General features: G+C 45.3%; 21 protein-coding genes. 4 read left to right on the top strand and 17 right to left on the bottom strand.

What is annotated here, in order from left to right; translation table 11 throughout:
• Positions 1-85 precede the first annotated feature (85 nt).
• The 9 genes from R0I52_RS08875 to R0I52_RS08835 all read right to left on the bottom strand — a co-directional run bounded on the left by R0I52_RS08875 (position 86) and on the right by R0I52_RS08835 (position 9,385).
• Positions 86-1,294: a cupin-like domain-containing protein gene (locus R0I52_RS08875; RefSeq protein WP_317054011.1), complete on the bottom strand. Its 1,209-nt coding sequence runs from the start codon at positions 1,292-1,294 to the stop codon at positions 86-88.
• A gap of 276 nt (positions 1,295-1,570) precedes the next feature.
• On the bottom strand, positions 1,571-2,503 hold the full coding sequence (locus tag R0I52_RS08870) for an electron transfer flavoprotein subunit alpha/FixB family protein (protein WP_075102302.1): 933 nt from the start codon (positions 2,501-2,503) through the stop codon (positions 1,571-1,573).
• Positions 2,504-2,658: 155 nt separating this feature from the next.
• Positions 2,659-3,408: an electron transfer flavoprotein subunit beta/FixA family protein gene (locus tag R0I52_RS08865; RefSeq protein ID WP_075102301.1), complete on the bottom strand. Its 750-nt coding sequence runs from the start codon at positions 3,406-3,408 to the stop codon at positions 2,659-2,661.
• A gap of 473 nt (positions 3,409-3,881) precedes the next feature.
• Positions 3,882-4,445: a DUF421 domain-containing protein gene (locus R0I52_RS08860; protein ID WP_317054010.1), complete on the bottom strand. Its 564-nt coding sequence runs from the start codon at positions 4,443-4,445 to the stop codon at positions 3,882-3,884.
• A gap of 209 nt (positions 4,446-4,654) precedes the next feature.
• Entirely contained in the window at positions 4,655-4,867 is a 213-nt protein-coding gene (locus tag R0I52_RS08855; protein WP_071003179.1) for a cold-shock protein, read from the bottom strand.
• Positions 4,868-5,254: 387 nt separating this feature from the next.
• Positions 5,255-5,683 carry a hypothetical protein gene (locus R0I52_RS08850; protein WP_075102299.1) on the bottom strand — a complete coding sequence of 143 codons (429 nt, stop codon included), beginning with the start codon at positions 5,681-5,683 and terminating at the stop codon, positions 5,255-5,257.
• Positions 5,684-6,017: 334 nt separating this feature from the next.
• Positions 6,018-7,034 (bottom strand): ketol-acid reductoisomerase, encoded by a 1,017-nt coding sequence (gene ilvC, locus R0I52_RS08845; protein ID WP_075102297.1) that lies wholly within the window; start codon positions 7,032-7,034, stop codon positions 6,018-6,020.
• A gap of 141 nt (positions 7,035-7,175) precedes the next feature.
• Positions 7,176-7,673, bottom strand: a complete 498-nt coding sequence (ilvN, locus tag R0I52_RS08840; RefSeq protein WP_075102296.1) for an acetolactate synthase small subunit — start codon at positions 7,671-7,673, stop codon at positions 7,176-7,178.
• Positions 7,673-9,385: an acetolactate synthase 3 large subunit gene (locus R0I52_RS08835; RefSeq protein WP_317054030.1), complete on the bottom strand. Its 1,713-nt coding sequence runs from the start codon at positions 9,383-9,385 to the stop codon at positions 7,673-7,675. Before R0I52_RS08835 ends, ilvN begins: the two co-directional genes overlap by 1 nt.
• A 1,035-nt stretch (positions 9,386-10,420) precedes the next feature.
• Between R0I52_RS08835 and R0I52_RS08830 the strand changes: the two genes are divergently transcribed.
• Positions 10,421-10,927, top strand: a complete 507-nt coding sequence (locus R0I52_RS08830; RefSeq protein WP_317054009.1) for a DUF4124 domain-containing protein — start codon at positions 10,421-10,423, stop codon at positions 10,925-10,927.
• 137 nt (positions 10,928-11,064) lie between these two features.
• On the opposite strand, the gene R0I52_RS08825 is transcribed toward R0I52_RS08830, so the two are convergent.
• Positions 11,065-12,885 carry an NAD(P)H-hydrate dehydratase gene (locus R0I52_RS08825; RefSeq protein WP_317054008.1) on the bottom strand — a complete coding sequence of 607 codons (1,821 nt, stop codon included), beginning with the start codon at positions 12,883-12,885 and terminating at the stop codon, positions 11,065-11,067.
• A gap of 85 nt (positions 12,886-12,970) precedes the next feature.
• Between R0I52_RS08825 and queG the strand changes: the two genes are divergently transcribed.
• Entirely contained in the window at positions 12,971-14,206 is a 1,236-nt protein-coding gene (gene queG, locus R0I52_RS08820) for a tRNA epoxyqueuosine(34) reductase QueG (RefSeq protein WP_317054007.1), read from the top strand.
• A 202-nt stretch (positions 14,207-14,408) separates the two neighbouring features.
• Here queG and lysM read toward each other — a convergent pair whose 3' ends face one another.
• The 6 genes from lysM to R0I52_RS08790 all read right to left on the bottom strand — a co-directional run bounded on the left by lysM (position 14,409) and on the right by R0I52_RS08790 (position 19,031).
• On the bottom strand, positions 14,409-14,918 hold the full coding sequence (gene lysM, locus R0I52_RS08815; protein WP_105244917.1) for a peptidoglycan-binding protein LysM: 510 nt from the start codon (positions 14,916-14,918) through the stop codon (positions 14,409-14,411).
• Between the two features lie 388 nt (positions 14,919-15,306).
• On the bottom strand, positions 15,307-15,543 hold the full coding sequence (gene acpP / locus R0I52_RS08810) for an acyl carrier protein (protein WP_068034635.1): 237 nt from the start codon (positions 15,541-15,543) through the stop codon (positions 15,307-15,309).
• 276 nt (positions 15,544-15,819) lie between these two features.
• Complete coding sequence (gene fabG, locus R0I52_RS08805; RefSeq protein ID WP_075102292.1) at positions 15,820-16,548, bottom strand: 3-oxoacyl-ACP reductase FabG; 729 nt, start codon at positions 16,546-16,548, stop codon at positions 15,820-15,822.
• Positions 16,545-17,513, bottom strand: a complete 969-nt coding sequence (gene fabD / locus R0I52_RS08800; protein WP_317054006.1) for an ACP S-malonyltransferase — start codon at positions 17,511-17,513, stop codon at positions 16,545-16,547. The genes fabG and fabD overlap by 4 nt, the downstream gene beginning before the upstream one ends.
• Before the next feature lie 422 nt (positions 17,514-17,935).
• Positions 17,936-18,118 (bottom strand): 50S ribosomal protein L32, encoded by a 183-nt coding sequence (gene rpmF / locus R0I52_RS08795; RefSeq protein WP_010196743.1) that lies wholly within the window; start codon positions 18,116-18,118, stop codon positions 17,936-17,938.
• Positions 18,119-18,437: 319 nt separating this feature from the next.
• Positions 18,438-19,031 carry a DUF177 domain-containing protein gene (locus R0I52_RS08790; RefSeq protein WP_317054005.1) on the bottom strand — a complete coding sequence of 198 codons (594 nt, stop codon included), beginning with the start codon at positions 19,029-19,031 and terminating at the stop codon, positions 18,438-18,440.
• 195 nt (positions 19,032-19,226) lie between these two features.
• Here R0I52_RS08790 and R0I52_RS08785 point away from each other — a divergent pair, with 195 nt between their 5' ends.
• Both R0I52_RS08785 and R0I52_RS08780 read left to right on the top strand, forming a co-directional pair.
• Positions 19,227-19,943 carry an elongation factor P hydroxylase gene (locus R0I52_RS08785; protein WP_317054004.1) on the top strand — a complete coding sequence of 239 codons (717 nt, stop codon included), beginning with the start codon at positions 19,227-19,229 and terminating at the stop codon, positions 19,941-19,943.
• Between the two features lie 396 nt (positions 19,944-20,339).
• A complete protein-coding gene (locus tag R0I52_RS08780; protein WP_317054003.1) occupies positions 20,340-20,960 on the top strand; it encodes an L-threonylcarbamoyladenylate synthase in 621 nt (206 codons plus the stop codon).
• A gap of 79 nt (positions 20,961-21,039) precedes the next feature.
• On the opposite strand, the gene rplQ is transcribed toward R0I52_RS08780, so the two are convergent.
• Positions 21,040-21,399, bottom strand: a complete 360-nt coding sequence (rplQ, locus tag R0I52_RS08775; RefSeq protein ID WP_075102287.1) for a 50S ribosomal protein L17 — start codon at positions 21,397-21,399, stop codon at positions 21,040-21,042.
• Between the last annotated feature and the right edge of the window lie 8 nt (positions 21,400-21,407).

The raw sequence follows: 21,407 nt of genomic DNA, 5'->3' as shown, positions 1-21,407 counted from the left end.
TACGCATGAAAAGGACTGATAACGCAGTAGGTTATCAGTCCTTTTTCGTTGAAGTCAAAAAACCGAAAAACCTTTATGATGCCGCTCAGCCCTGTGCTTTTTTAAAGCCTTCTGCATAGCTGTTTGGTGCATTGAAATTGGTAAAGCTGATACTAATGGACTTATCCAATCCTTCCACACAGTGCCACCATCCAATCGGAATAAACAACGCATCGCCTGCCGCAATCGTCACCTCAACAGGCGTGACATGCTGCATTAGCGGGTGAGTTTTTAGATCCACATTGGGAAAGTCCACTTCACTATAGACATGCAAATCGTTGTACATCCACGGCACCTGCCACGCTGGAATCAAGGTGACTTTTTTGCGGCCATAGATTTGCACCAGCATGTTATTGGTCAAATCATGATGTAACGGCGTAAAAGTGCCTTTTGGTCCCATCCAAAAATACGTGCTAAAGGCTGGATCATCAGCCAAAAGCTGACGATAGCCGTCCCCAAAGTCTCCAATATCGGCAAATGCAGGCCTAATGGCATCGACATTTTGCTGTGTATTGTTGGCAGTCATATAATAATTGTTGCTTTCACCATCATTTTCTATCATATCGACAAATTCAGACATGCGCATCGATTTGCGGTATTTATCAGAATGACGCTCAAACAATGCATCACTTTCGCGGTCAAACTGTACTTGAATCTCAGCCGCGCCCAAAACCTCAGCAAAGTATCGCGGGCTCCATTTTTTGAGCGCTGGCCAATGCTCGATGCCGTTTTGGAGCACGACGGGTTTGTGCTTACTGTAGTGATTTTTAATAAACACCTCGAAAGCTGGCGTATCGATGACATCAATCTGCTGATTATAACCAGGATCTAACCGCGCGAGGTGGTCACAAGTCGCAAGTAGCCATTCACGTTTTTTGAGGGTCTGAGCGGTTTTTGCCGCTGCTCGTAGATAAGGGCTTTTGCTCGCGGTTTGTATTTCTAGCGCAATCTCAGCGCTGCTAAACCCTTGTTGCGCCAGCCTCTTAGCTATACCCGCCTTGCTCGTTCCTGCAAGCAAGTTGCTAGCGACCCACTCTTTCCAATTATTTGGCAGCTTGCGTATGGTCTGCTTGCTCTCATTCGCTGCCAGCTCTGGCTCGTCGCTTAACGCAGCTTTGATCTGAGCATCAGAAAAGCGATGGTTTTTTAGGGTGTCGATGATGGCGTCTGTTTGTACGCCGCGCATGATATTGGTCATCACCCACTCTTGCCACTCTTGGGGCAAAGCTGTTGCCGTATGTAGTGCTGCACTCATTGGTATCTCCTAATCCTTTAGATTGCTCATTCCTTGATTGATGCTTGGGCTTTATAAATCCTTTGCTTTATAAAGCCATTAATGGACAGCGTCATCACTGCCGTCGTTGCCTTTCAGCCGTATAACATAGCACGTTATCAGCCAATCATCACGACATTATCGTCTCTGGCATCTGTGATAAGACGCTCATAAAAAAGCCTTCGATTTAAGAAACCGAAGGCCTTTAACTTACCATTAACTATGTATAAGCACAGACGAGCGCTTAGTCATATAAGCTTAGATTTTGCTGGTTAGCTCAGGAAGCGCTTCAAACAAATCTGCTTCTAAGAAGTAATCAGCAACGCTAGCGATTGGCGCTTCTGGGTCATTGTTGATCGCCACGATGACTTTAGAGTCTTTCATACCGGCCAAATGCTGAATCGCACCTGAGATACCAGCTGCGATATATAGCTGCGGCGCAACGATTTTACCGGTTTGACCGACCTGCATATCGTTTGGTACATAACCTGCATCCACAGCGGCACGTGATGCACCAACCGCAGCGCCTAGCTTGTCAGCTAATGGCTCGATGTATTTGGTGAAGTTCTCACCGTTTGCCAATGCACGGCCACCAGAGACAACGATACTCGCTGACGTCAGCTCAGGACGGTCAGATTGTGCCATCTCTTCATTGACAAAGCTTGCTTTACCCGTCTCTTGCACACTGTCAATAGTCTCAACCGCAGCCGAGCCGCCTTCAGCAGCTACTGGATCAAACGCTGTGGTACGAACCGTAACGACCACTTTATCTTCTGATGTCTTCACAGTAGCGGTCGCGTTACCAGCATAGATAGGACGCTCAAAGGTTTGCGCATCTACGACTGCTGAGACTTCAGAGAGCATGCTCACATCTAGCAATGCGGCCACACGTGGCATGAAGTTTTTGCCAGTGGTGGTCGCTGCAGCGACGATATGACTATAATCGCCGGCCACATCAGCAACCAATAGAGCCACATTACCCGCTAATTGGTGCTCATATGCTGCGTTGTCTGCCAATAATACTTTGGTCACGCCTTCAGCTTTTGCTGCTTCATCAGCGACTGCTTGCGCGCCGCTACCTGCGACCAATACATGAACGTCATCGCCCATTTGTTTTGCTGCTGCGATGGTGTTCAAAGTTGCCTTTTTTAGACTGGCATTGTCATGTTCTGCATATACCAAAATTGCCATTGTTTTAATCCTTTATTTGTTCGTATCATCGATTCATGAAGTGGTTTGTGTACAACGTGGTCTATATGGCCCTATGACTTATCTTTATAGACGCAGCTTTATAGATGTAACCTTGTACACAATGTGCCGCCGCGAAGTATCCAATCATTGAGATATTAGATTACTTTTGCTTCATTTTTTAGCTTATCGACCAACTCATCAACAGAACCCACTGTGATACCAGCTTTGCGTTCAGCAGGTGGTACGACTTTGATAATCTCTTGCTTAGATGCCATATCTACACCAAAATCAGCTGGCGTTTTTTCATCAAGCGGTTTTTTCTTCGCTTTCATGATGTTTGGCAATTTGGCATAACGTGGCTCATTCAAGCGCAAGTCAGTGGTAATGACTGCTGGCAAATCAAGCGCAACTGTCTGTAAGCCGCCATCAATTTCACGAGTGACGTTTACTTTATCGCCTTCTACTTTTACTTCTGATGCAAAGGTGCCCTGACCGATACCCATCAATGCTGCGAGCATCTGACCTGTTTGGTTGTTGTCATCATCGATCGCTTGTTTACCCAAAAGAATGATATCGGTGCTTTCGCTTTCGGCGATGTTTTTTAGGATTTTAGCGACTTGTAGAGGGTATGGCTTGTCGTCAGTCAATACTAAAACACCACGATCTGCGCCCAGTGCCAAGGCCGCACGAATCTGCTCTTGTGACTCTTTAGGACCAATAGAGGCAACAATAATCTCGTCAATGACGCCAGCTTCTTTTAGACGAACTGCTTCTTCTACTGCAATCTCATCAAAAGGGTTGATTGACATCTTGGTGTTTGATAAGTCAACGCCAGAGTTATCAGCTTTTACACGAACTTTTACGTTGTAATCAATGACACGCTTGACCGCTACTAATGCTTTCATACGTTCCTCGTTTATTAATGTTATGAATTAAAAAATTGCCAGTTAAGAACCAAAGGTTCATGGTTATTCAAACTGTCGTTCAAAATACTACTTAAGGTTTATACTGCGTCAATAGATAGTAGTTAATTAAGAGAGATGAAACAATACCAAAACGCATATTTGTCGCATATTTCTTATTAATAAAATCCACTAAGGCTAAGCCCGCCGCTATTATTAGACCTACGTATCTTGCGTGAGCACAGGCCTAAGGTCAAGACAACGCCGTGAATAATGCGTCATAAATTTGTCACCACTCTATAATAAATAGTTTATAAACGCACAACCTCCCCCTGATGTCCTCTTCTTTTTTTGACCCCAAGCTTTATTCTTCACTTCGTTATAGCATTGCCAGCATACAGCTTACTTAAGGCTTTGTTATGACTTCTTACCTTACCAGCGTTTGGTGCGTCATTGCTCATCAAAGCAGCCTGAGCTTAGCTTGACTCATGGTGGCTCGGTCTCATCAACAGCTCGCTATCACGTATGTCATCAAACAACGCCCAATCAGGCGTGACATCATTGTTTTTGATGACACTCATGTCTCCTGTCGTCTCCATAATCACCGCAAACACTTCTGTCTTGGACTTTAGGCCATTTTTGCGCAGCACTTCTTGTACATCACTGGTACTCAAATTTGCCTCGGCCAAATTGTCTGCAAAATACTCGCCGTGGGCCATCAATATAATGGCTTTATTGTCAATCAACGATTTGAGTGGTTTAACCTTACGTCTGATCATAGAAATCAGCCCTTGCATGACAAATAACACCGCCACAGCAAATAGACCCTGCATCAATGACGGCGAATCAGACAACACTGTAGAAGCTAAAATACTACCGATAGCAACCGTCATAGCAAAGTCGTGGCTAGATATCTTTGAAAAACTGCGCAGCCCCATCAAGCGAGTAAAGAGCATCAAGCCCACATAAAACCCCACAGCAGATAAAGATATACCCACCAGCTGTTGCCAATCGATCGAAAACCATGTCTGCCACTTCATAAATCAACCTTATATCGCTATTATCAATAATCCTATATCGCAAATAAACTAAAAACAAACCCCACAAAAAAAGCAACCTGATAAGAGGTTGCTTTTTTTAAAGTCTAAACAGTATTTTTATTGTTTTTATAAACAAAAATTTTACGCATATCGTCACTCTAACTGTCATCGAGCGTACTGAACATCAGTGTGCCCAAACAGAAAAGAGATTATAGTGCTTCGATTTGCTCAGCTTGTGGACCTTTTTTGCCCTCACCTAAGATGAACGACACTTTTTGGCCTTCGGCTAGAGTTTTGAAACCACTACCTTGGATAGCGCTGTAGTGAGCGAATACGTCTTGTCCGCCGTTGTCTTGAGCGATAAAACCAAAACCTTTAGCTTCATTAAACCACTTTACAGTGCCTTCAACTTTATCTGACATAAATTTTCCTAACTCTTTAACTGTTGGCGAGACTGATGTCATCACCGATTAATTGATATATACCCAAATAGCTTTTGCTACAGCGAAATGGTAAAAAACCACCAAACCCCTGTTAAATAAAGCAAAGTTATTGCTTTAAATCCTTTGGGTACAAGCCGATTATAACAGCTTTTCCTAACGGCAACAGCTTAAATTGATGATTTTTGTAAATAGTTATGAGGAATACAAACCAATGATCACCGGCAGCACTGATGCAATATAATTATTTGATAATAAAGGAATTATCAATAATAACCTCAACGGCTTTCGTTATGCTTGACGTTGCTTTTATTTGGTCATCCTTTTATTCTTCTAATCATTCCTCTAACGAGATGACTAAATAGCCACCTACCCCTGCGATATCGGGAGCCATGGCGCACTGAGTACCAATAGACAAAGCGCAAAAAATATCAATGAAAACGACTGGCTATAAGCGATGTATTTGGCCGGAACTACCAGATCCTGCGGTGAGTCTGGAATACCCTTACGTTTGAGCAGGCGCGTGCCATAGACCCAGCCAAAGGTGGTATAGATACCATAGGCCGCTGGGACGGTAATGGCCAATGGCGTTAGGTCTATGGCATAGAGCATGACGACAGAGACAAAAAACCACGATGTGTCCAATAATGAGCTGATCTGAAAAAATTTTGATTTGGGCAGCTTACCGTCTGTTTTTTTGAGCATCTCCCCTTCTATCCAAATCAAGACTGCTACCACAGCGCTCAGAGTAATGTAAACGAATTGCGGCGTTAGCCAATCAGGATAAGATATTTGCACAACAGACAACCTGTATTCTAGAAAAAAGAAGCACTTTGCGACAATGAGACAAAGACAAAAAAAAACACTGATGGCGGCAACCATCAACAAAAAATGCGCGCCAGCTAACTGCTATACGCACCGACTACCATCACTATTAGCTACCATAATTAAGGCAGTAATGCCTGCCTATATTGGGCAGCGTTTTTTGATTTTCAACCCATATCATATATTCTTGGCCCATACCCACCTACAAAAAACCCACGCTATCTATTGATAACATGGGTTTGTTTAACTCAGCCAGTACAAAGATAGCGCATATGGCTATTTATAAGCGTAGGCTTGGGGTTTTGGTTTAGTTTTTGTCTTTATCGATGATCTTGTTGCCACCAATCCATGGCATCATAGCGCGCAGCTTGGCACCAGTGATTTCGATTTGATGCTCAGCGTTGTTACGGCGACGGGCAGTCATTGATGGGTAGTTGGTCGCGCCTTCAGAGATAAACATTTTCGCGTACTCACCAGACTGGATGCGTTTTAGGGCATTACGCATGGCTTCACGTGATTGCTCGTTGATGACCTCTGTACCAGTAACGTATTCGCCATATTCAGCGTTGTTACTGATTGAGTAGTTCATGTCAGCGATACCGCCTTCATACATGAGATCGACGATAAGCTTTAGCTCATGCAAGCACTCAAAATAGGCCATTTCTGGTGCATAACCTGCTTCTGTTAGCGTCTCAAAGCCCATTTTGACCAGCTCTACTGCGCCGCCACAAAGCACTGCTTGCTCGCCGAATAGATCGGTTTCTGTCTCATCTTTAAACGTCGTCTCGATAATACCCGAGCGGCCACCACCCACGCCTGCTGCATAAGATAGCGCCAACTGCTTGGCTTGACCGGATGCGTCTTGGTAAACCGCGATAAGATCAGGGATACCGCCGCCTTTGGTAAACTCTGAGCGAACAGTATGACCTGGCGCTTTTGGTGCGACCATGATGACATCAAGATCACCGCGCGGCACTACTTGGTTGTAATGAATGGCAAAACCGTGAGCGAAAGCTAAGGTAGCGCCTTCTTTGATGTTGGGTTCGATCACGTCATTATACAGCTGCTTTTGAAACTCATCAGGCGTCAAAATCATGACAACGTCGGCCGCCTTTACCGCCTCTTCGACTTCAGCGACTTTTAGACCAGCATTTTCAGCTTTTTTCCATGAACCCGAGTTGGCACGTAGGCCCACGGTGACATCGACGTCTGAGTCTTGTAGGTTCAGCGCGTGGGCGTGACCTTGTGAGCCGTAGCCAATGATGGCTACTTTTTTGCCTTGGATAATCGATAGATCACAATCTTTATCATAATAAACGTTCATAAATAGAGTCCTTTTCCTCAATCATGGCGTGCCATGGATAGTAGGCGCTCCTACTCCAACCATTCTCATAAAGTATGGGCTAAGATGAGCGCGCTGTTGATAATAAACTACGTTGGTAACAGTATTAGTCACTACTGCCGACTAAAGACTTAGGGTTTTTTCTCCACGTGCGATACCGATGACGCCTGAGCGAACCACTTCCATAATACGCTCGCGGCCAATCACATCGATAAAGCCGTCTAGCTTGGCTTTATCACCGACGATTTGGATGGTATATAGATTGGATGTGACATCCACGATTTGTGCGCGGAAGATATCAGCACTACGCTTAATCTCCTCGCGTACGCTGCCAGTCGCGCGCACTTTGATCAACATCAGCTCACGCTCTACATGGACGTTATCCGTCAGATTCAGTACCTTAACCACTTCGATTAATTTATGCAATTGTTTCGTGATTTGCTCGATTCGCTCAGGTGAGGTAATGGTCGTCACGGTCAGGCGCGAGATACTTGGGTCATCAGTGGGCGCAACGTTTAGCGTCTCGATGTTATAGCCACGCTGGGAAAACAAGCCGACCAATCGCGACAACGAACCCGCTTCGTTTTCCATCAATACCGAAATCAGATGTTGTTGTTGCATTAGGTGCGCTCCCCTTTTGTTAACCACATATCACGCATAGATTGACCCGCGATTTGCATTGGATATACATGCTCATGACGATCGACATAAACATCGATAAATACCAGTCTGTCTTTGATTGCCATGGCTTCGGCCAGCTGAGCCTCCATTGTCGCAGGATCGGTGATTTTGATACCGACATGACCGTAGCTCTCTGCCAACTTCACAAAATCTGGTAGTGAATTCATATAAGACTGTGCGTGACGGCCTTCATACAGCATGTCTTGCCACTGCTTAACCATACCCAGCTGAGCATTGTTTAGGTTTAATATTTTGACAGGTAGATTATATTGCAAGCAAGTCGATAGCTCTTGGATATTCATCTGAATAGAGCCTTCACCAGTGATGCACACCACATCGCGCTCAGGCCTGACAAGCTTGGCCGCCATTGCATAAGGCAGTCCCACACCCATGGTGCCAAGGCCACCTGAGTTTAGCCATTGACGCGGCTCATCATAGGTGTAATACAAAGCGGCAAACATCTGATGCTGACCGACGTCACTGGTAATGATGGCTTTGCCATCTGTCACTTTGCACAGGGCTTGGACGACGCTTTGCGGCTTGATACCTTCATCGGTACTGGTGTCGTAGCGCAAGCCGTGACGCGTACGCCACTCGTTGATTTGCGACCACCAGTCTTGCAAGGCATGCTGCTCAAGCTCTTTGTCATCACCGATGATACCCAGCATATCTGTCAAGACCGCTTTGACATCTCCGACGATTGGAATATGGGCATTGATCGTCTTAGAAATAGAAGCCGGATCGATATCGATATGGATAATCGTCGCATTTGGACAGAATTTTTTGACGTTATTGGTCACGCGGTCATCGAAGCGTGCGCCAATTGCCAAGATGACATCCGCGTGGTGCATGGTCATGTTGGCCTCATAAGTGCCATGCATACCTAGCATACCCAAAAACTGACGGTCGGAGCCTGGGAAGGTGCCAAGCCCCATCAAGGTATTGGTCACAGGTAAATTTAAACGATGAGCAAGATCGGTCAGCTCTTCGTGGGCTTTACTCCAAATCACGCCGCCGCCAGCATAGACGACAGGGCGCTGCGCTGATAACAGAGTCTCAACCGCTTTTTTGATTTGACCGCTATGGCCTTTTTGCGATGGCTGATACGAGCGCAAGAATACCTCAGCAGGATACTCGTAAACGTACTTTTCACTAGGAGCCGTCATGTCTTTTGGCACATCGATAACCACAGGACCTGGACGTCCAGACTGGGCGATATAAAAGGCTTTTTTGACGATCATCGGAATTTCGCTGGCATGACGCACCTGAAAGCTGTGCTTGACGATAGGGCGTGATACCCCCACCATATCTGTTTCTTGGAAAGCGTCTTCACCGATTAAGCTACTTGGCACCTGACCTGAAATCACCACCATCGGGACTGAATCCATAAAGGCGGTTGCGATGGCCGTCACCGTGTTGGTCGCACCAGGGCCTGAAGTGGCGAGCACCACCCCTGTCTTGCCTGTCACGCGTGAATAGGCATCTGCCATATGACCTGCGGCCTGCTCATGACGTACCAAAATATGCTCGATGGCGTCTTGTTGAAACAAAGCATCATAAATATGAAGTACCGCGCCACCTGGGTAACCAAAAATATAGTCAACCCCTTCATCGGTCAGCGATTGCACCAACATCTCAGCACCAGATAACATCACTGGCTGCGCACTATCCTCTGCAAGACGTTGCTGTTTTTCTTCGAAGTTTTTTGCGGCATTACCCGTCTGGGTATGTCCGGTCATATTCGGACTTTGCGTGGTTTGCGTCACTGTCATCACCTTTTTTTGCGGCGAGAATTTGCGGTGTTTTATAATAAAAAACCATTACCGACTGGTGTGATTTTTAGCACCATAAAACAAGCGCCAACTCTTATCCATATCAAGAATGTGTGCCCACCATACGTAAGCCATACTGTTTGGACACAGCATCAGACTCAAATACAGCAAGGTATTGAGGTCAGTTTGTGACAGGAAATTATCGATGTACGATGACAAGATGCGAGCGCATCTATAAAAGAAGCTTATTATTGAAGGGGATTACCAAGCAGCTGTTCTCAAAACCTTCATTTTCAAAACCGTTGTTTTCAAAACTTAGCATCTGTCAGACTAACGGATGCAAAGGCGTTGACACAAGATACATAAATCATCATAAACAAATCAGATAGCACTCATGGTTAGTGGCGTATAACAAGGTCGTTAAGTCCTATAACCGACTATTGATTTCGTATTATCATTACATATCGAGCCGTTTTTGAGACAAACGTAAGCATGACACTTAGTAGGGTTCAAATAACAAGTTTATCTTAGTCATTGTAGACAGATAAGTCCGGAGACAATGTATATTGTGATTTGTAGTGGTCTTCCTGACCACCCTCACAACACACATCATCACAAAGAAAACAAAACCTGCAAGCTACCGATAAGTAACCTGTGGTCCTTGTCCTCAAGTGCCACGGCAATATCATAAAAGCCGCTCACTGACCAATCAACTGGTCTTATATTCGATGGTTTATCAGCTATTGTCAAGAAAAACTTATATCCCCTATCCCTAACTATTGGTTATTAAATAATATACATTGATAAGAATTATTTGATAGAATCAAACCTCGGTACATTTTTAGTACCATCCCAATACTAAAGTGTTATATTTATATCGATATTTTTATTTTGCCGCTTAAGAGGAACTCTGCTATGGCATATGCGTTTTCACAATATACTGCTACCAAACTCCTTGTCAGTGCGAGTATAGCAGGTATGCTAATGCTGTCGATGAGCGCCAGTCATGCTATTCAAGTGTATAAGTCTATCGGCGCGCATGGTGAGGTAAAATATAGCCAACATGCACCGCAAAATGGCAAAAATGTCGAGTTGATTGAGTTTCGCAGCGATGGACGGCAAAACAACGCAGGAGAAATGGCGGGAAAAACAGATGCCAGTCAAAGTAGCAATGCTCAGACCGCCGAGCAGCAACGCGTGGCACAGCTAGAGGCTCGTATCAAGGAGCAAGAGGCACAAGCCAATGCACAGCGTTGTCAGTCACTACGAAATAACTTGACCAACCTCAATGTCGGTGGCCGTATCTATGAAATGGATGCCAATGGCAAACGCCAATATTTAGACGGCCGAGAGATTGAGCTAAAACGTGAACGGGTGCAGCAAGCCATCGATCAATATTGTGGCAACTCTACAGCCTTGTAAACTGCCGCTCTGGGCATGGCGGTTTGCCGCTTATACCAGCTGATTGGGACGTGTTTTCAACTCTCGTCCATTTAGATGACTATCGACTTAATTGAGGACACGCCCTACTTATAGCGTTATCGGTCTTCCTATTGGTCTTAGTACCAGCTATCATCACTGACGGTAATTTCCTGCATGACATGACGAATGGCCGCCGGCATATCTTGCGCCTGTAGCCCTCGTTGACCAATCAATAACGCCGTTTTATCGGTTTGGTTGATCAACATATCGCCTGCCATACCGTGTAGAAGCACTGCTTGCTGTAGACCACGCGATTCTCTTATCAAATCCTTTTGCGCCAACAGTCCAGCAATCAGACCAGATAAGACATCGCCCATGCCTGCTGTCGCCATACCCGCATTGCCTGTCGCACAGACATAGATCTGCGCCTGCTGATCTCTTTGCTCTAGCACCAACGACCCTGCACCCTTTAATACCCAATCACCGCCATAATCTGTCGCACACTGTCTAATAGCCGCCAATCTGTCGCTCTCTACTTGACTGACCTCAATATTTAATAGCTTTGCGGCTTCACCACTGTGCGGTGTCAGGCAGACTGAGTAATGGACGCTATGCTGCTGCAAAGCCGCGATAAGCGGGTGATGCTCCTTATGCAAAGCCGCCAGATGATACAAGCCATCAGCGTCGATGACGATTGGTTTTTTTTCTGTAATGGCAGCTTTTAGATAGCAGACAAATAATTTTTTGGCTTTATCATCACGTCCCAAGCCCATACCGATAGCGATGACGCTGGCCTCCTTCAGCAATTGCCTTATTCCATCGACATCATGTAGATTTATCGTCATAGCATCGGGCAATGAGGTCAGCAAGGCTGCATGAAAAGCCTCATGACATGCCACAGTGATCTTACCTGCTCCCGTCGCCATGGCACTAGAAGCTGATAGTATCGCCGCACCGCCCATCCCTTGCGAGCCATCCACACGGTTGCCACCGATGATGAGCACATGGCCATAGCTGCCTTTATAGCTGTTTTGCTGGCGAGAGGTCAGAGCGTACGCACTTGTGACCAGCTTTGCCACCGGTTTAAGAGCATCATCCTCCAGCGCATAAGGTATCAGCGCGATGTCAACAACTTGGCCACTATAATCCATACCATCTTTGGTATGCAGACCAAACTTACGCGCCACCAAGCACAGAGTCATATCTGCCTGTATCGCGGCACCAGAAAACACCTCACCTGTCGCCGCGACCAAACCACTAGGAATGTCCACCGCAATCACAAATGGCTTATAGCATTTGGCCCATTGGTTAAATCGATAAATAGCGCTCTGGTAGATGCCTGCTGGCGCACGGTCCAACCCGATACCAAAGATTGCATCGATATAGACATCAGCATCCGCTGCATAACCACTCGCTTGCCATGTACTCGCATCAGCATCGATATCAGGGCTAGCGTCCCACTCAGTGCACATCTCTTCAAAGCGCTGATAACGACACTCCTGTGCCAATGCTATTTGTTTTGCTCGTTCGGCATCAGAGATAGACGTCGCACTATTTATATCAGCATCCTTTATTATAGAGTCATCTGTCTCAAGATCGTCTTTGCTAAAACCAACTGTCACGACTTGTACCTGCCAGCCCATGCGCCGTAGATAATGCGCAATGAGCCAGCCATCACCGCCGTTATTGCCTTTACCTACCCAGATACTGGCCCGCTGCTGATACCTATGACGACGGGCAGGTGTACCGCTGATAGAGGCCGTCGCGCATTTTTGTTCATTTGCCTTTTGTATATACTGCGCCATCTGCCATGCTGCTTGCTGCATAAGCCCAAAGCTATCGTGCCCTTGTGCAAACCAAGCCTGCTCCATGGCATAGACCTGCTCACTGTTATACAGTGCGGTGGTCTCATTGGGCATTATCGATGCTAATGTTGCTAAATGACAATCCGGTTTCATATTTGCTCCTTTATTCATTTTTATGCTTGCACTCCATACTCACTGCCTTATCATAGCGGTACTTCTTTGATTTTTATTATTCTTTATGTCTACTCTCTCAAAACCCGACCTACCTGACACCTCTAACGGCCAGACAGCGGCTGCGCCGCCTGCTCACCTATCGCAGGTACCCAGCAAAAAAATCGACGTCAAAAATGACTCACCCTTCACAAGTGCCGAGGATGTCAAGCAGTGGATTAAGTCTCAAGCACAGGCGTTGGGGTTTGGGAACTGTGGTTTTCTCTCCGTACATCATCCGTTATTTGCTCAGCAGATGACGCAGCTACAGCAATGGCTGGCACAAGGCTATGAAGGACAGCTGCAGTTTATGCACAACAATCACCATTTGCGCGCTCACCCCGATCAACTGGTAGAAGGTGCCAAAACCATCATCAGTGTGCGCATGGATTATTTGACGCAGACGCCTACGCCGCGGACGGTCGCTGATAACGATTTTCCCAATCAAGGCATCATAGCTCGTTATGCACGAGGGCGCGACTATCATAAAACCATGCGCAGTCGTCTAAAGCAATTGGCATTACAAATCGAAGCCATGCTTCCTGAGTGGCAACACCTGGATATCGGCTCGGCGCAAGAGTTTGTTTTTCGGCCATTTAGTGACTCAGCCCCCATCTTTGAGCGGCCAATCGCAGATGCCGCTGGTCTTGGCTGGACAGGCAAACATACTTTGCTGCTCAACAAACAAGCAGGCTCTTTTTTTGTACTAGGAGAGCTGTTCATCAGTCTCGAGCTACCAGACGACGCTCCTGTCAAGTCACATTGCGGCAGTTGTAGCGCTTGTATTGATGTCTGCCCCACTCAGGCTATTGTCGCGCCTTATGAGCTAAACGCCTCTGCTTGTATCTCTTATTTGACCATCGAACATGATGGTATCATCGATGAAAAATATCGCCGCGCCATTGGCAATCGCGTCTTTGGCTGTGATGATTGCCAGCTCATCTGTCCGTGGAACCGTTATGCCAATATCACAACTGTCGAAGACTTTGCACCGCGGCACAGTCTTGACAACAGCAGTTTGCTTGAGCTGTGGCAATGGCAAGAAGCGGATTTTATGCAAAAAACCCAAGGCAGCCCGCTTAGACGCACAGGCTACGTTAATTTTTTACGCAATATCGCGATTGCACTTGGCAATGCCAACGGCAGTCAAGAGGTCATTACCCAGTTGCAGGCTAAGCTGCAGACCCATAACACCATGCTAGACGAGCATATACATTGGGCAATCGCTGAACAACAACAAAAGCTCAGCGATACTGATGCTTAATATTTTGTCTTATCACAGCTGCTTATGGTTAGTCGCTTCTTATGGCGAGTCGCTGCTTAGTCAAATAGCTTTAACCAGTGATGTCAACAATCTCTCACCCAATAAAAAGCGCCTCTTATGTAAGAGACGCTTTTTTGCCAATGAGCAATTTTTTTAATACAGTAATCTCAGGCTTATCTGCCTATTTTATTAAGCTATCACATTAAGGTTTTGGAATACGTAAGACTTGGCCTGGGTAAATTTTGTCTGGGTCAGATAACATGGGCTTATTGGCCTCAAAAATCTTCATGTAATCCCCAGATGAGCCATACACTTCTTTGGCAATCTTCGATAAGCTATCGCCAGATTTTACCGTATACATGGTTGATTCTGGAGCATCTTCTTCGATATCGATATTATCGATGACTTTTGCTACATTTTGCACGTTACCGATGGCGATAATGGCTTTTTCGCGGTCTGCTTGTGTTTTGGCATTACCGCTGATTTCTGCAGTATCTGTCGTACCATTATATTTGATCTTTAGATTGCTGATATTCAGATTTTGCTGCTGAATACGGCGAAGCAAAATATTGGCTACTGACTGGGCAGAAGGCTCAGTGCTCTGTACTGGGGTGTTGGCATCTGCTTTGGTCTCTGATTTGGCGTCATGTTTGGCATCATCACGGTTAAAGATTTTTTCGCCGATGTCTTTTGCAAAACTAAAAATACCCATCTAACTACTCCTTGAACTATTGTTATTTGTTATGCATCGTTATTGTTGTAGATAATGTCTCACTATCAGTGATGTCAGTAATATTCATCGTATATCAACGTCAGCCAATGACTTCATATGCAATTAATTCATACATAGCATCAATCCATATACAACGATGTCTGCATCACGTCGACATTTTGAGTATAACAAAACTGCTTCATTTAAATAGTAAGAGTATGTTGAGTAATGTTAATTTCATAAAGTATATGTTAATACTTTGAGATTGCTAAACACTCAAATGTACCCCTGAAATCCATATATGAAATGCGACAAGCACAAAAAAAACCGCCAACCCATAGGGCAAGCGGCTTTTTAGACTGGCTGAGCCAATCAGATGACTACAGCGTTATAGCTGGGCTTGTACGTAGTCGATTGCTTTTTGAACCGTGGTCAACTCTGCAGAGTCTTCGTCAGGAATAGTGATACCAAAATCACTTTCAAATGACATTACCAACTCAACCAAATCTAGTGAATCTGCACCTAGATCTTCCATGAATGAGGCATCGTTGTTAATGTCTTCAACGTTCATACCCAATTGCTCAGCCACAGCTGATTTAACTCTTAGCTCGGTATCGTTGCTCATGTAGATTGCTCCTTTATCATCTATTATTTTTAATAAACTGCTATAGCGTGCGGTCTACACTCTATAGCATAGTATATAAAATGGGATTTGCCAGATCAGCGACATCGCCGTCTGAGTACTCTATGACACCTGATACAGTCTGTCTAATGTCTACTAAAGTCCTGTCATGATACAGTGCTTTGACATAAAAGTATCCGTCATTATAACACCCTTTATTATAGTTTACACTCGTTCACACAGTTTTTTATTATTTCTATGTAACACTTGTGCGTCACTTTACATATACATCCCGCCATTGACTGGAATGACCGCGCCAGTTATATAGCTGGCCTCATCGCTGGCTAGGAAGTGTACAGCCGCAGCGATATCTTCTGGCTGACCCAAACGGCTGATAGGAACAGCGTCGAGCATCGAGTTTAGCAAACGCTCGTCCAACTCGTCCGTCATGTCCGTTTCAATCAGACCTGGTGCGACACAGTTGATGGTTACCTGTCTTGAGCCAATCTCGCGCGCCAGCGTCCGACTAAAGCCTTCGACACCCGCTTTGGTAGCAGCATAGTTGGACTGACCTGCATTGCCCATCTGCGCCACCACAGAAGTGATGTTGATGATACGTCCACGGCGTGCTTTCATCATGCCGCGTACCGCACGTTTGCTCATACGATAGACTGAGGTTAAGTTGGTATCGACGACGTTTTCCCAATCCTCGTCTTTCATACGCATCAGCAACCCGTCTTGGGTGATACCGGCATTGTTGACCAACACTTGTACAGCACCATAGACGCTTTCAATCTCTTCAAATAACTTTTCGATTTGCGCGGTATCGCGGACGTCTAACACGCGGCCGATACCACCGGTATCGTGTAGATACTCATCAATCAGCTCAGCGCCCTTTTCGGTGGTCGCCGTGCCAATCACAAAGTGTCCTTCTTTTGCAAATCGCTTGGCAACGGCTTTACCGATACCGCGACTGGCACCAGTGACTAGGGTGATTGTGCGGCTCATGATAACACCTCCATTAACTTATCTAGACGGGCAGGCTTATCTGTAGGATAGCTAGTAATCGGCTGTGCTTGGCGCTTGGCCAAGTTGCTGAGTACGTTACCACTGCCGCATTCAATTAATACATTGATTTGTTTATCAGCCAGCTCTTGCATGGTCTGCGACCACAAGACCGGTTGGCTTAGTTGCTCAGTCAGTGCTTGTTTGATACCAGCGGCACTGGTTTCAACGCGCGCATGGCGGTTTTGAATCACAGGAATGGTGGCTTGATCAAACTTGATGCCTGCCAATATCTCGGCTAGGGCGTCACTTGCAGGCGCCATCAATGCGCAGTGAGACGGTACACTGACCTTCAAAGGTATGGATTTTTTGCCGGTATTTTGCACTTTATCGATGACGGCATTTACGCCAGCTGCGTTGCCCGAGATGACCACTTGCCCTGGGCTGTTAAAGTTAGCAGCGCCCACGATGGCATCATCAACATGCTCGGTCGCTTGCTCGCAGAGGTTTTCGACTCGGTGATCCTCTAATCCCAACACAGCTGCCATAGCGGTATCCACACCGACCACAGCTTCTTGCATCAACTGGCCGCGTTTATGCACTAAGGTGACGGCATCGGCAAGTGAGATCACTTCAGCAGCGCAAAGGGCGCTGTACTCACCTAATGAATGACCCGCTAGGTAGCAAGGCGCTGTGGTGATTTTTTGTTGTAAGATACGCCAAATTGCCATACTTGCTGTCAGTAGCGCAGGCTGCGTATATTGGGTTTGATTGAGCTTTTCTTCGTCTTGACAGATTGCCCACAAGTCCTCGCCAAGCGCATCGCTGGCTTCGGTAAAGGTTTCACGAATCTCTGGGTAGATGTCAGCAAGCTCGCTAGTCATCCCGACTACTTGCGATCCTTGTCCAGGAAAAATCACCGCCATACGAGTCGGCTGCTTTTTTACCATATCGGGTATAGAGGCCATAACCAATATTCCTTATTTAATTGGAAATATCCCTAAATCAATGGGGGTTATTATATTATTAAATACTGTATAAAGCCGTTGATTTGACGTTTGGTCTAAAAAACGGAACATTCGTAAACTATACACTGACACACACTATTATCATAGTAGGTGGTGCGGCAAAGCTGAGCAAAACTCTGACTTAATGGATAGTAGCTGCATCGGTGCTTGTCTACAAAAGAGAGTAACATCATACGCTTTTTAGATAAAAAGTCTAAAAAAACGATAGCAAAAAGCCAAGTTATCCAGCCACATAATTTATGATAGCGAAATAACTTGGCTTTTTTTGGCTTAAAGCGAATTGCTTCATAATAGCAACACAAAAATAATGATAGTCACCTGTACTATCATTATTTTGTATTGACCATTATAGAACCAACGACTTAAGCGTCTTGACTGACCTTAAATAACTGACGGCCACGGTAGAAACCATCTTTAGTCATGTGGTGACGACGATGTTTTTCACCAGTGGTAGCATCTACGCTTAGCTCAGCCACTTCCATACGATGGTGTGAACGGCGCATGTCACGACGAGAACGGCTTTTACGACTTTTTTGAACAGCCATGATATAGCTCCTATACTTAAAGGGATAAGCTTAAAATTCAGCTTTAGTCGATACTGACAGAGGCTATATAATCACAACAACCTAAGTCTTAAGCATCATTAGTTAAATAGATTGCCACCTACATAAAGTGCTGACTACGTCTAAAATCGATGGGAAATTTGCCCAGTCAGCTTCTATCAGCAAGCAACTTGTTGCTAGAATGCAATAAACCGGACATTATACGCATGTTTGATGGATTAATAAAGCCCTGCCTTCCACTCTTTGATAGAAAGCGGATAAAAGGCATCACGATCTGCCGGAGGCTCATTTGCCATCGCGGTTATAGTTTGCCTTTGAGCGATGCCAATGCTGCAAAAGGATTTTCGTTTTCTTCTTCCTCTGGAATCTCACCAAACTGCTCAACACTCATTTCACAATCATCGTGCTTAGGAGCCATAGGTGCTTTGAGCAATATCTCATCTTCTATCAGTTTTTTTAATGGCAGCAAGTTTTCCGGGGATTGCTCAGGAATGATTTCATCAAGTAATAAATAATCTTGTTCTTCATCGACCAAGCTTATTTGGCTGTCATCATCCAACAACGCGATGTCATAATCATCAGACAAATCAATGGCAATTGGCTGCAAACAGCGCTGACAGGTGAGCCAGATATCGCCCGCCAAGGTAAAGGCGAGATGCAGCACATTATTATGACGGTATAATTGAGTGTTTAGCTGTATTGTTTGTTGCTCATGCTCTGTAGTCAATATGGCAGCCAAACGCTCAAAACGACGTGGTTCCACCTCTCCTACCCACTCAAACCCACTGTCGGCCCATTTATCTAAAGAGATATTCTCAGGCATAACGCTTGATACGGGCGCTTTTTTATGGTCAGAGTTGTTTGCTGACGGCTTATTTTCTAAAGTGTTTGACATGCGCGGCCTCATTCATCAAAACGGTGTATAATATTGCTTGCCATACTAACGGAAAGCACCGAGGGGTGCCAGCGCTAGTATGTTACTATTTTTTGATACCGGCTATATTTTACCGCATTGCCGCTTAGCACTGTCACTTGGCCTCCTCTCACAAGGTCTTTTTTCTTTATTCTCTATTTACTCTGTACTCGATCTATGACTTGTTTTACCGATCCAATGGACTTTTCTACTCTCCAGCCTCGTATTCACGCACCGATATTACGTCAGCGTCTAAGCCATTTAATAGCCTCTAGCCGCCCAGATAGTGCACTACCATCACTCATGACAAATGCGCACCTATCAATCTGGCAAGAGGGCTGGCAAAAAATATCTACTACAAAGGTAGACAGTGGCCAGCAGCCTTCAGAAGCAGATAGTGAGAAAGCGGCGACTGATTGGCTGATTGGCCTGTTTAATACAGTATTTGCGCATCAAAAGGTTGTATTGGTTCGTGGTCAGGGTGAGCCAGAATACTTCCCTGCAACAGACTCTCTACCAGCGAGAATTGAGTTCGCGCATGGGTTCTTTGCCAGCGCTCTGCACGAATTAAGTCACTGGTGCATCGCTGGTGAGGCGCGTCGGCAGTTGGCAGACTTTGGCTACTGGTATGCCCCAGATGGCCGTAGTGAAGCGCAGCAGCAAGCGTTTGAGCGCGTAGAGATCAAACCGCAAGCTCTAGAGTGTTTATTCACCTTAGCATACGGGCGCGTGTTTCGAGTGTCACAAGACAACTTGTTTGCGGACTTTGATACCAGCGGTAGCACCTTTGCACTCGATGTATATCAGCAAGCTGAGGACTATATCGCCCGCCCTCATACCCTGCCACGCGATGCTAAAACCTTATTGCATACTCTTTTGTGCGTGTGCAATTAACTTATAATTCATCTTAAATAAAACGGACACGTAGTATATGTGCTCTGTGCGGCTGGTATTTATCTCGCGCAGCATCGTCTATAAAGTCACCATAAGCGTGGCTAAAATAAAGCAGGCGCTTTTGATATCATCATAAACCGTTAACGATTTTCTACGCATCGTAACGCCCTACCACTAAACTTATATTTGCCTTGCGCTATACTAAACCAGTAAAGCTCCTTTATAAGGTATGGGTGTGATACAAGTATTAACAAGCATAAGGATTGCTCTGCGCTTGTCTTTATCCCCCTATATCACATACTTGCGTCAGCAGTCATTGACCCAGAGTATGACTCACAATAAGGCGACGTAATAACGATCTTCGATACTGTTATAATTATAAAATAAGGAACGATTATGCAAGTTTTTTATATTCATCCCGACAATCCGCAACCTCGTCTGATCGCTCAAGCAGCCGAACTACTACGCAAAGATCAATTAATCATTTACCCTACCGATACCAGCTACGCTTTTGGGTGCCGTTTGGGCGCAAAGGAGGCGTTAGACAAACTTAAGCAAATCCGCGCACTTGATGACAAACACCAATTTACTTTACTTTGTCGCGATTTAAGCGAGATTGCCACCTATGCGACCGTAAACAATGCTCAGTATAAACAACTAAAAGCGCATACCCCAGCCCCGATTACTTTTATCCTGAATGCGACAAAAGATGTTCCCAAAAAACTGGCGCATCCTAAGAAAAAAACCATTGGTATCCGTGTACCAAGCAACCCTATCGCTCAAGCATTATTAGAAGCCATGGATGAACCAATTTTGACCAGCTCACTGATACTCCCCGAACATGACGACATCCTTGATGATCCTTTTGAAATCGAAGAGTTATTAAGCAATCGAATTGATGGCTTAGTTAATGCTGGTATCAAGACTACCAAGTTGACGACCATTGTAGATATGACCGGTGGGATGCCTGAAATCATCAGACAAGGTGCAGCCGATGTTGATTCATTATTATTGTAATTAGCGACAAACTCGAAACATAAAAAAAGGCTCCAATTGAATTGGAGCCTTTTTTATACATTATATCGTCAATGCAAAATTAGTCGCGATCAACCAATTCTACATAAGCCATTGGCGCGTTGTCACCATCACGATGACCACATTTTACGATACGTAAATAACCACCTGGACGCGTTTGGTAACGAGGACCTAACGTGCCAAATAGTTTACCGACCATAGCTTTGCTACGCATACGGCTAAATGCCAAACGGCGATTAGCAACGCTGTCTTCTTTAGCCAAAGTGATCAATGGCTCAGCAACGCGGCGCAATTCTTTAGCTTTTGGCAAAGTGGTTTTGATCAGTTCATGCTCAAACAATGAGTTGGTCATGTTCTGAAACATTGCCTTACGATGACTGCCGGTACGACCCAGCTTGACTCCACTCTTACGATGGCGCATAGTCAAAA

The sequence above is a fragment of the Psychrobacter sp. CAM01 genome (genome assembly GCF_032842965.1).
Taxonomy (GTDB): domain Bacteria; phylum Pseudomonadota; class Gammaproteobacteria; order Pseudomonadales; family Moraxellaceae; genus Psychrobacter; species Psychrobacter celer.
Note: the sequence above shows the minus strand (reverse complement) of the source record. Positions and strands in the feature narration are given on the sequence as shown.

Bases quoted from the DNA above. Each gene is read 5' to 3' on its own strand.
- fabG (WP_075102292.1), bottom strand. From the start codon at position 16,548: ATGAGCCGCACAATCACCCTAGTCACTGGTGCCAGTCGCGGTATCGGT.
- queG (WP_317054007.1), top strand. From the start codon at position 12,971: ATGTCTACTCTCTCAAAACCCGACCTACCTGACACCTCTAACGGCCAG.
- R0I52_RS08865 (WP_075102301.1), bottom strand. From the start codon at position 3,408: ATGAAAGCATTAGTAGCGGTCAAGCGTGTCATTGATTACAACGTAAAA.
- ilvN (WP_075102296.1), bottom strand. From the start codon at position 7,673: ATGCAACAACAACATCTGATTTCGGTATTGATGGAAAACGAAGCGGGT.
- R0I52_RS08790 (WP_317054005.1), bottom strand. From the start codon at position 19,031: ATGTCAAACACTTTAGAAAATAAGCCGTCAGCAAACAACTCTGACCAT.
- rpmF (WP_010196743.1), bottom strand. From the start codon at position 18,118: ATGGCTGTTCAAAAAAGTCGTAAAAGCCGTTCTCGTCGTGACATGCGC.
- R0I52_RS08785 (WP_317054004.1), top strand. From the start codon at position 19,227: ATGACTTGTTTTACCGATCCAATGGACTTTTCTACTCTCCAGCCTCGT.
- R0I52_RS08875 (WP_317054011.1), bottom strand. From the start codon at position 1,294: ATGAGTGCAGCACTACATACGGCAACAGCTTTGCCCCAAGAGTGGCAA.
- acpP (WP_068034635.1), bottom strand. From the start codon at position 15,543: ATGAGCAACGATACCGAGCTAAGAGTTAAATCAGCTGTGGCTGAGCAA.
- lysM (WP_105244917.1), bottom strand. From the start codon at position 14,918: ATGGGTATTTTTAGTTTTGCAAAAGACATCGGCGAAAAAATCTTTAAC.
- R0I52_RS08870 (WP_075102302.1), bottom strand. From the start codon at position 2,503: ATGGCAATTTTGGTATATGCAGAACATGACAATGCCAGTCTAAAAAAG.
- rplQ (WP_075102287.1), bottom strand. From the start codon at position 21,399: ATGCGCCATCGTAAGAGTGGAGTCAAGCTGGGTCGTACCGGCAGTCAT.
- R0I52_RS08860 (WP_317054010.1), bottom strand. From the start codon at position 4,445: ATGAAGTGGCAGACATGGTTTTCGATCGATTGGCAACAGCTGGTGGGT.
- R0I52_RS08830 (WP_317054009.1), top strand. From the start codon at position 10,421: ATGGCATATGCGTTTTCACAATATACTGCTACCAAACTCCTTGTCAGT.
- R0I52_RS08855 (WP_071003179.1), bottom strand. From the start codon at position 4,867: ATGTCAGATAAAGTTGAAGGCACTGTAAAGTGGTTTAATGAAGCTAAA.
- ilvC (WP_075102297.1), bottom strand. From the start codon at position 7,034: ATGAACGTTTATTATGATAAAGATTGTGATCTATCGATTATCCAAGGC.
- R0I52_RS08780 (WP_317054003.1), top strand. From the start codon at position 20,340: ATGCAAGTTTTTTATATTCATCCCGACAATCCGCAACCTCGTCTGATC.
- R0I52_RS08835 (WP_317054030.1), bottom strand. From the start codon at position 9,385: ATGTTATCTGGTGCTGAGATGTTGGTGCAATCGCTGACCGATGAAGGG.
- fabD (WP_317054006.1), bottom strand. From the start codon at position 17,513: ATGGCCTCTATACCCGATATGGTAAAAAAGCAGCCGACTCGTATGGCG.
- R0I52_RS08825 (WP_317054008.1), bottom strand. From the start codon at position 12,885: ATGAAACCGGATTGTCATTTAGCAACATTAGCATCGATAATGCCCAAT.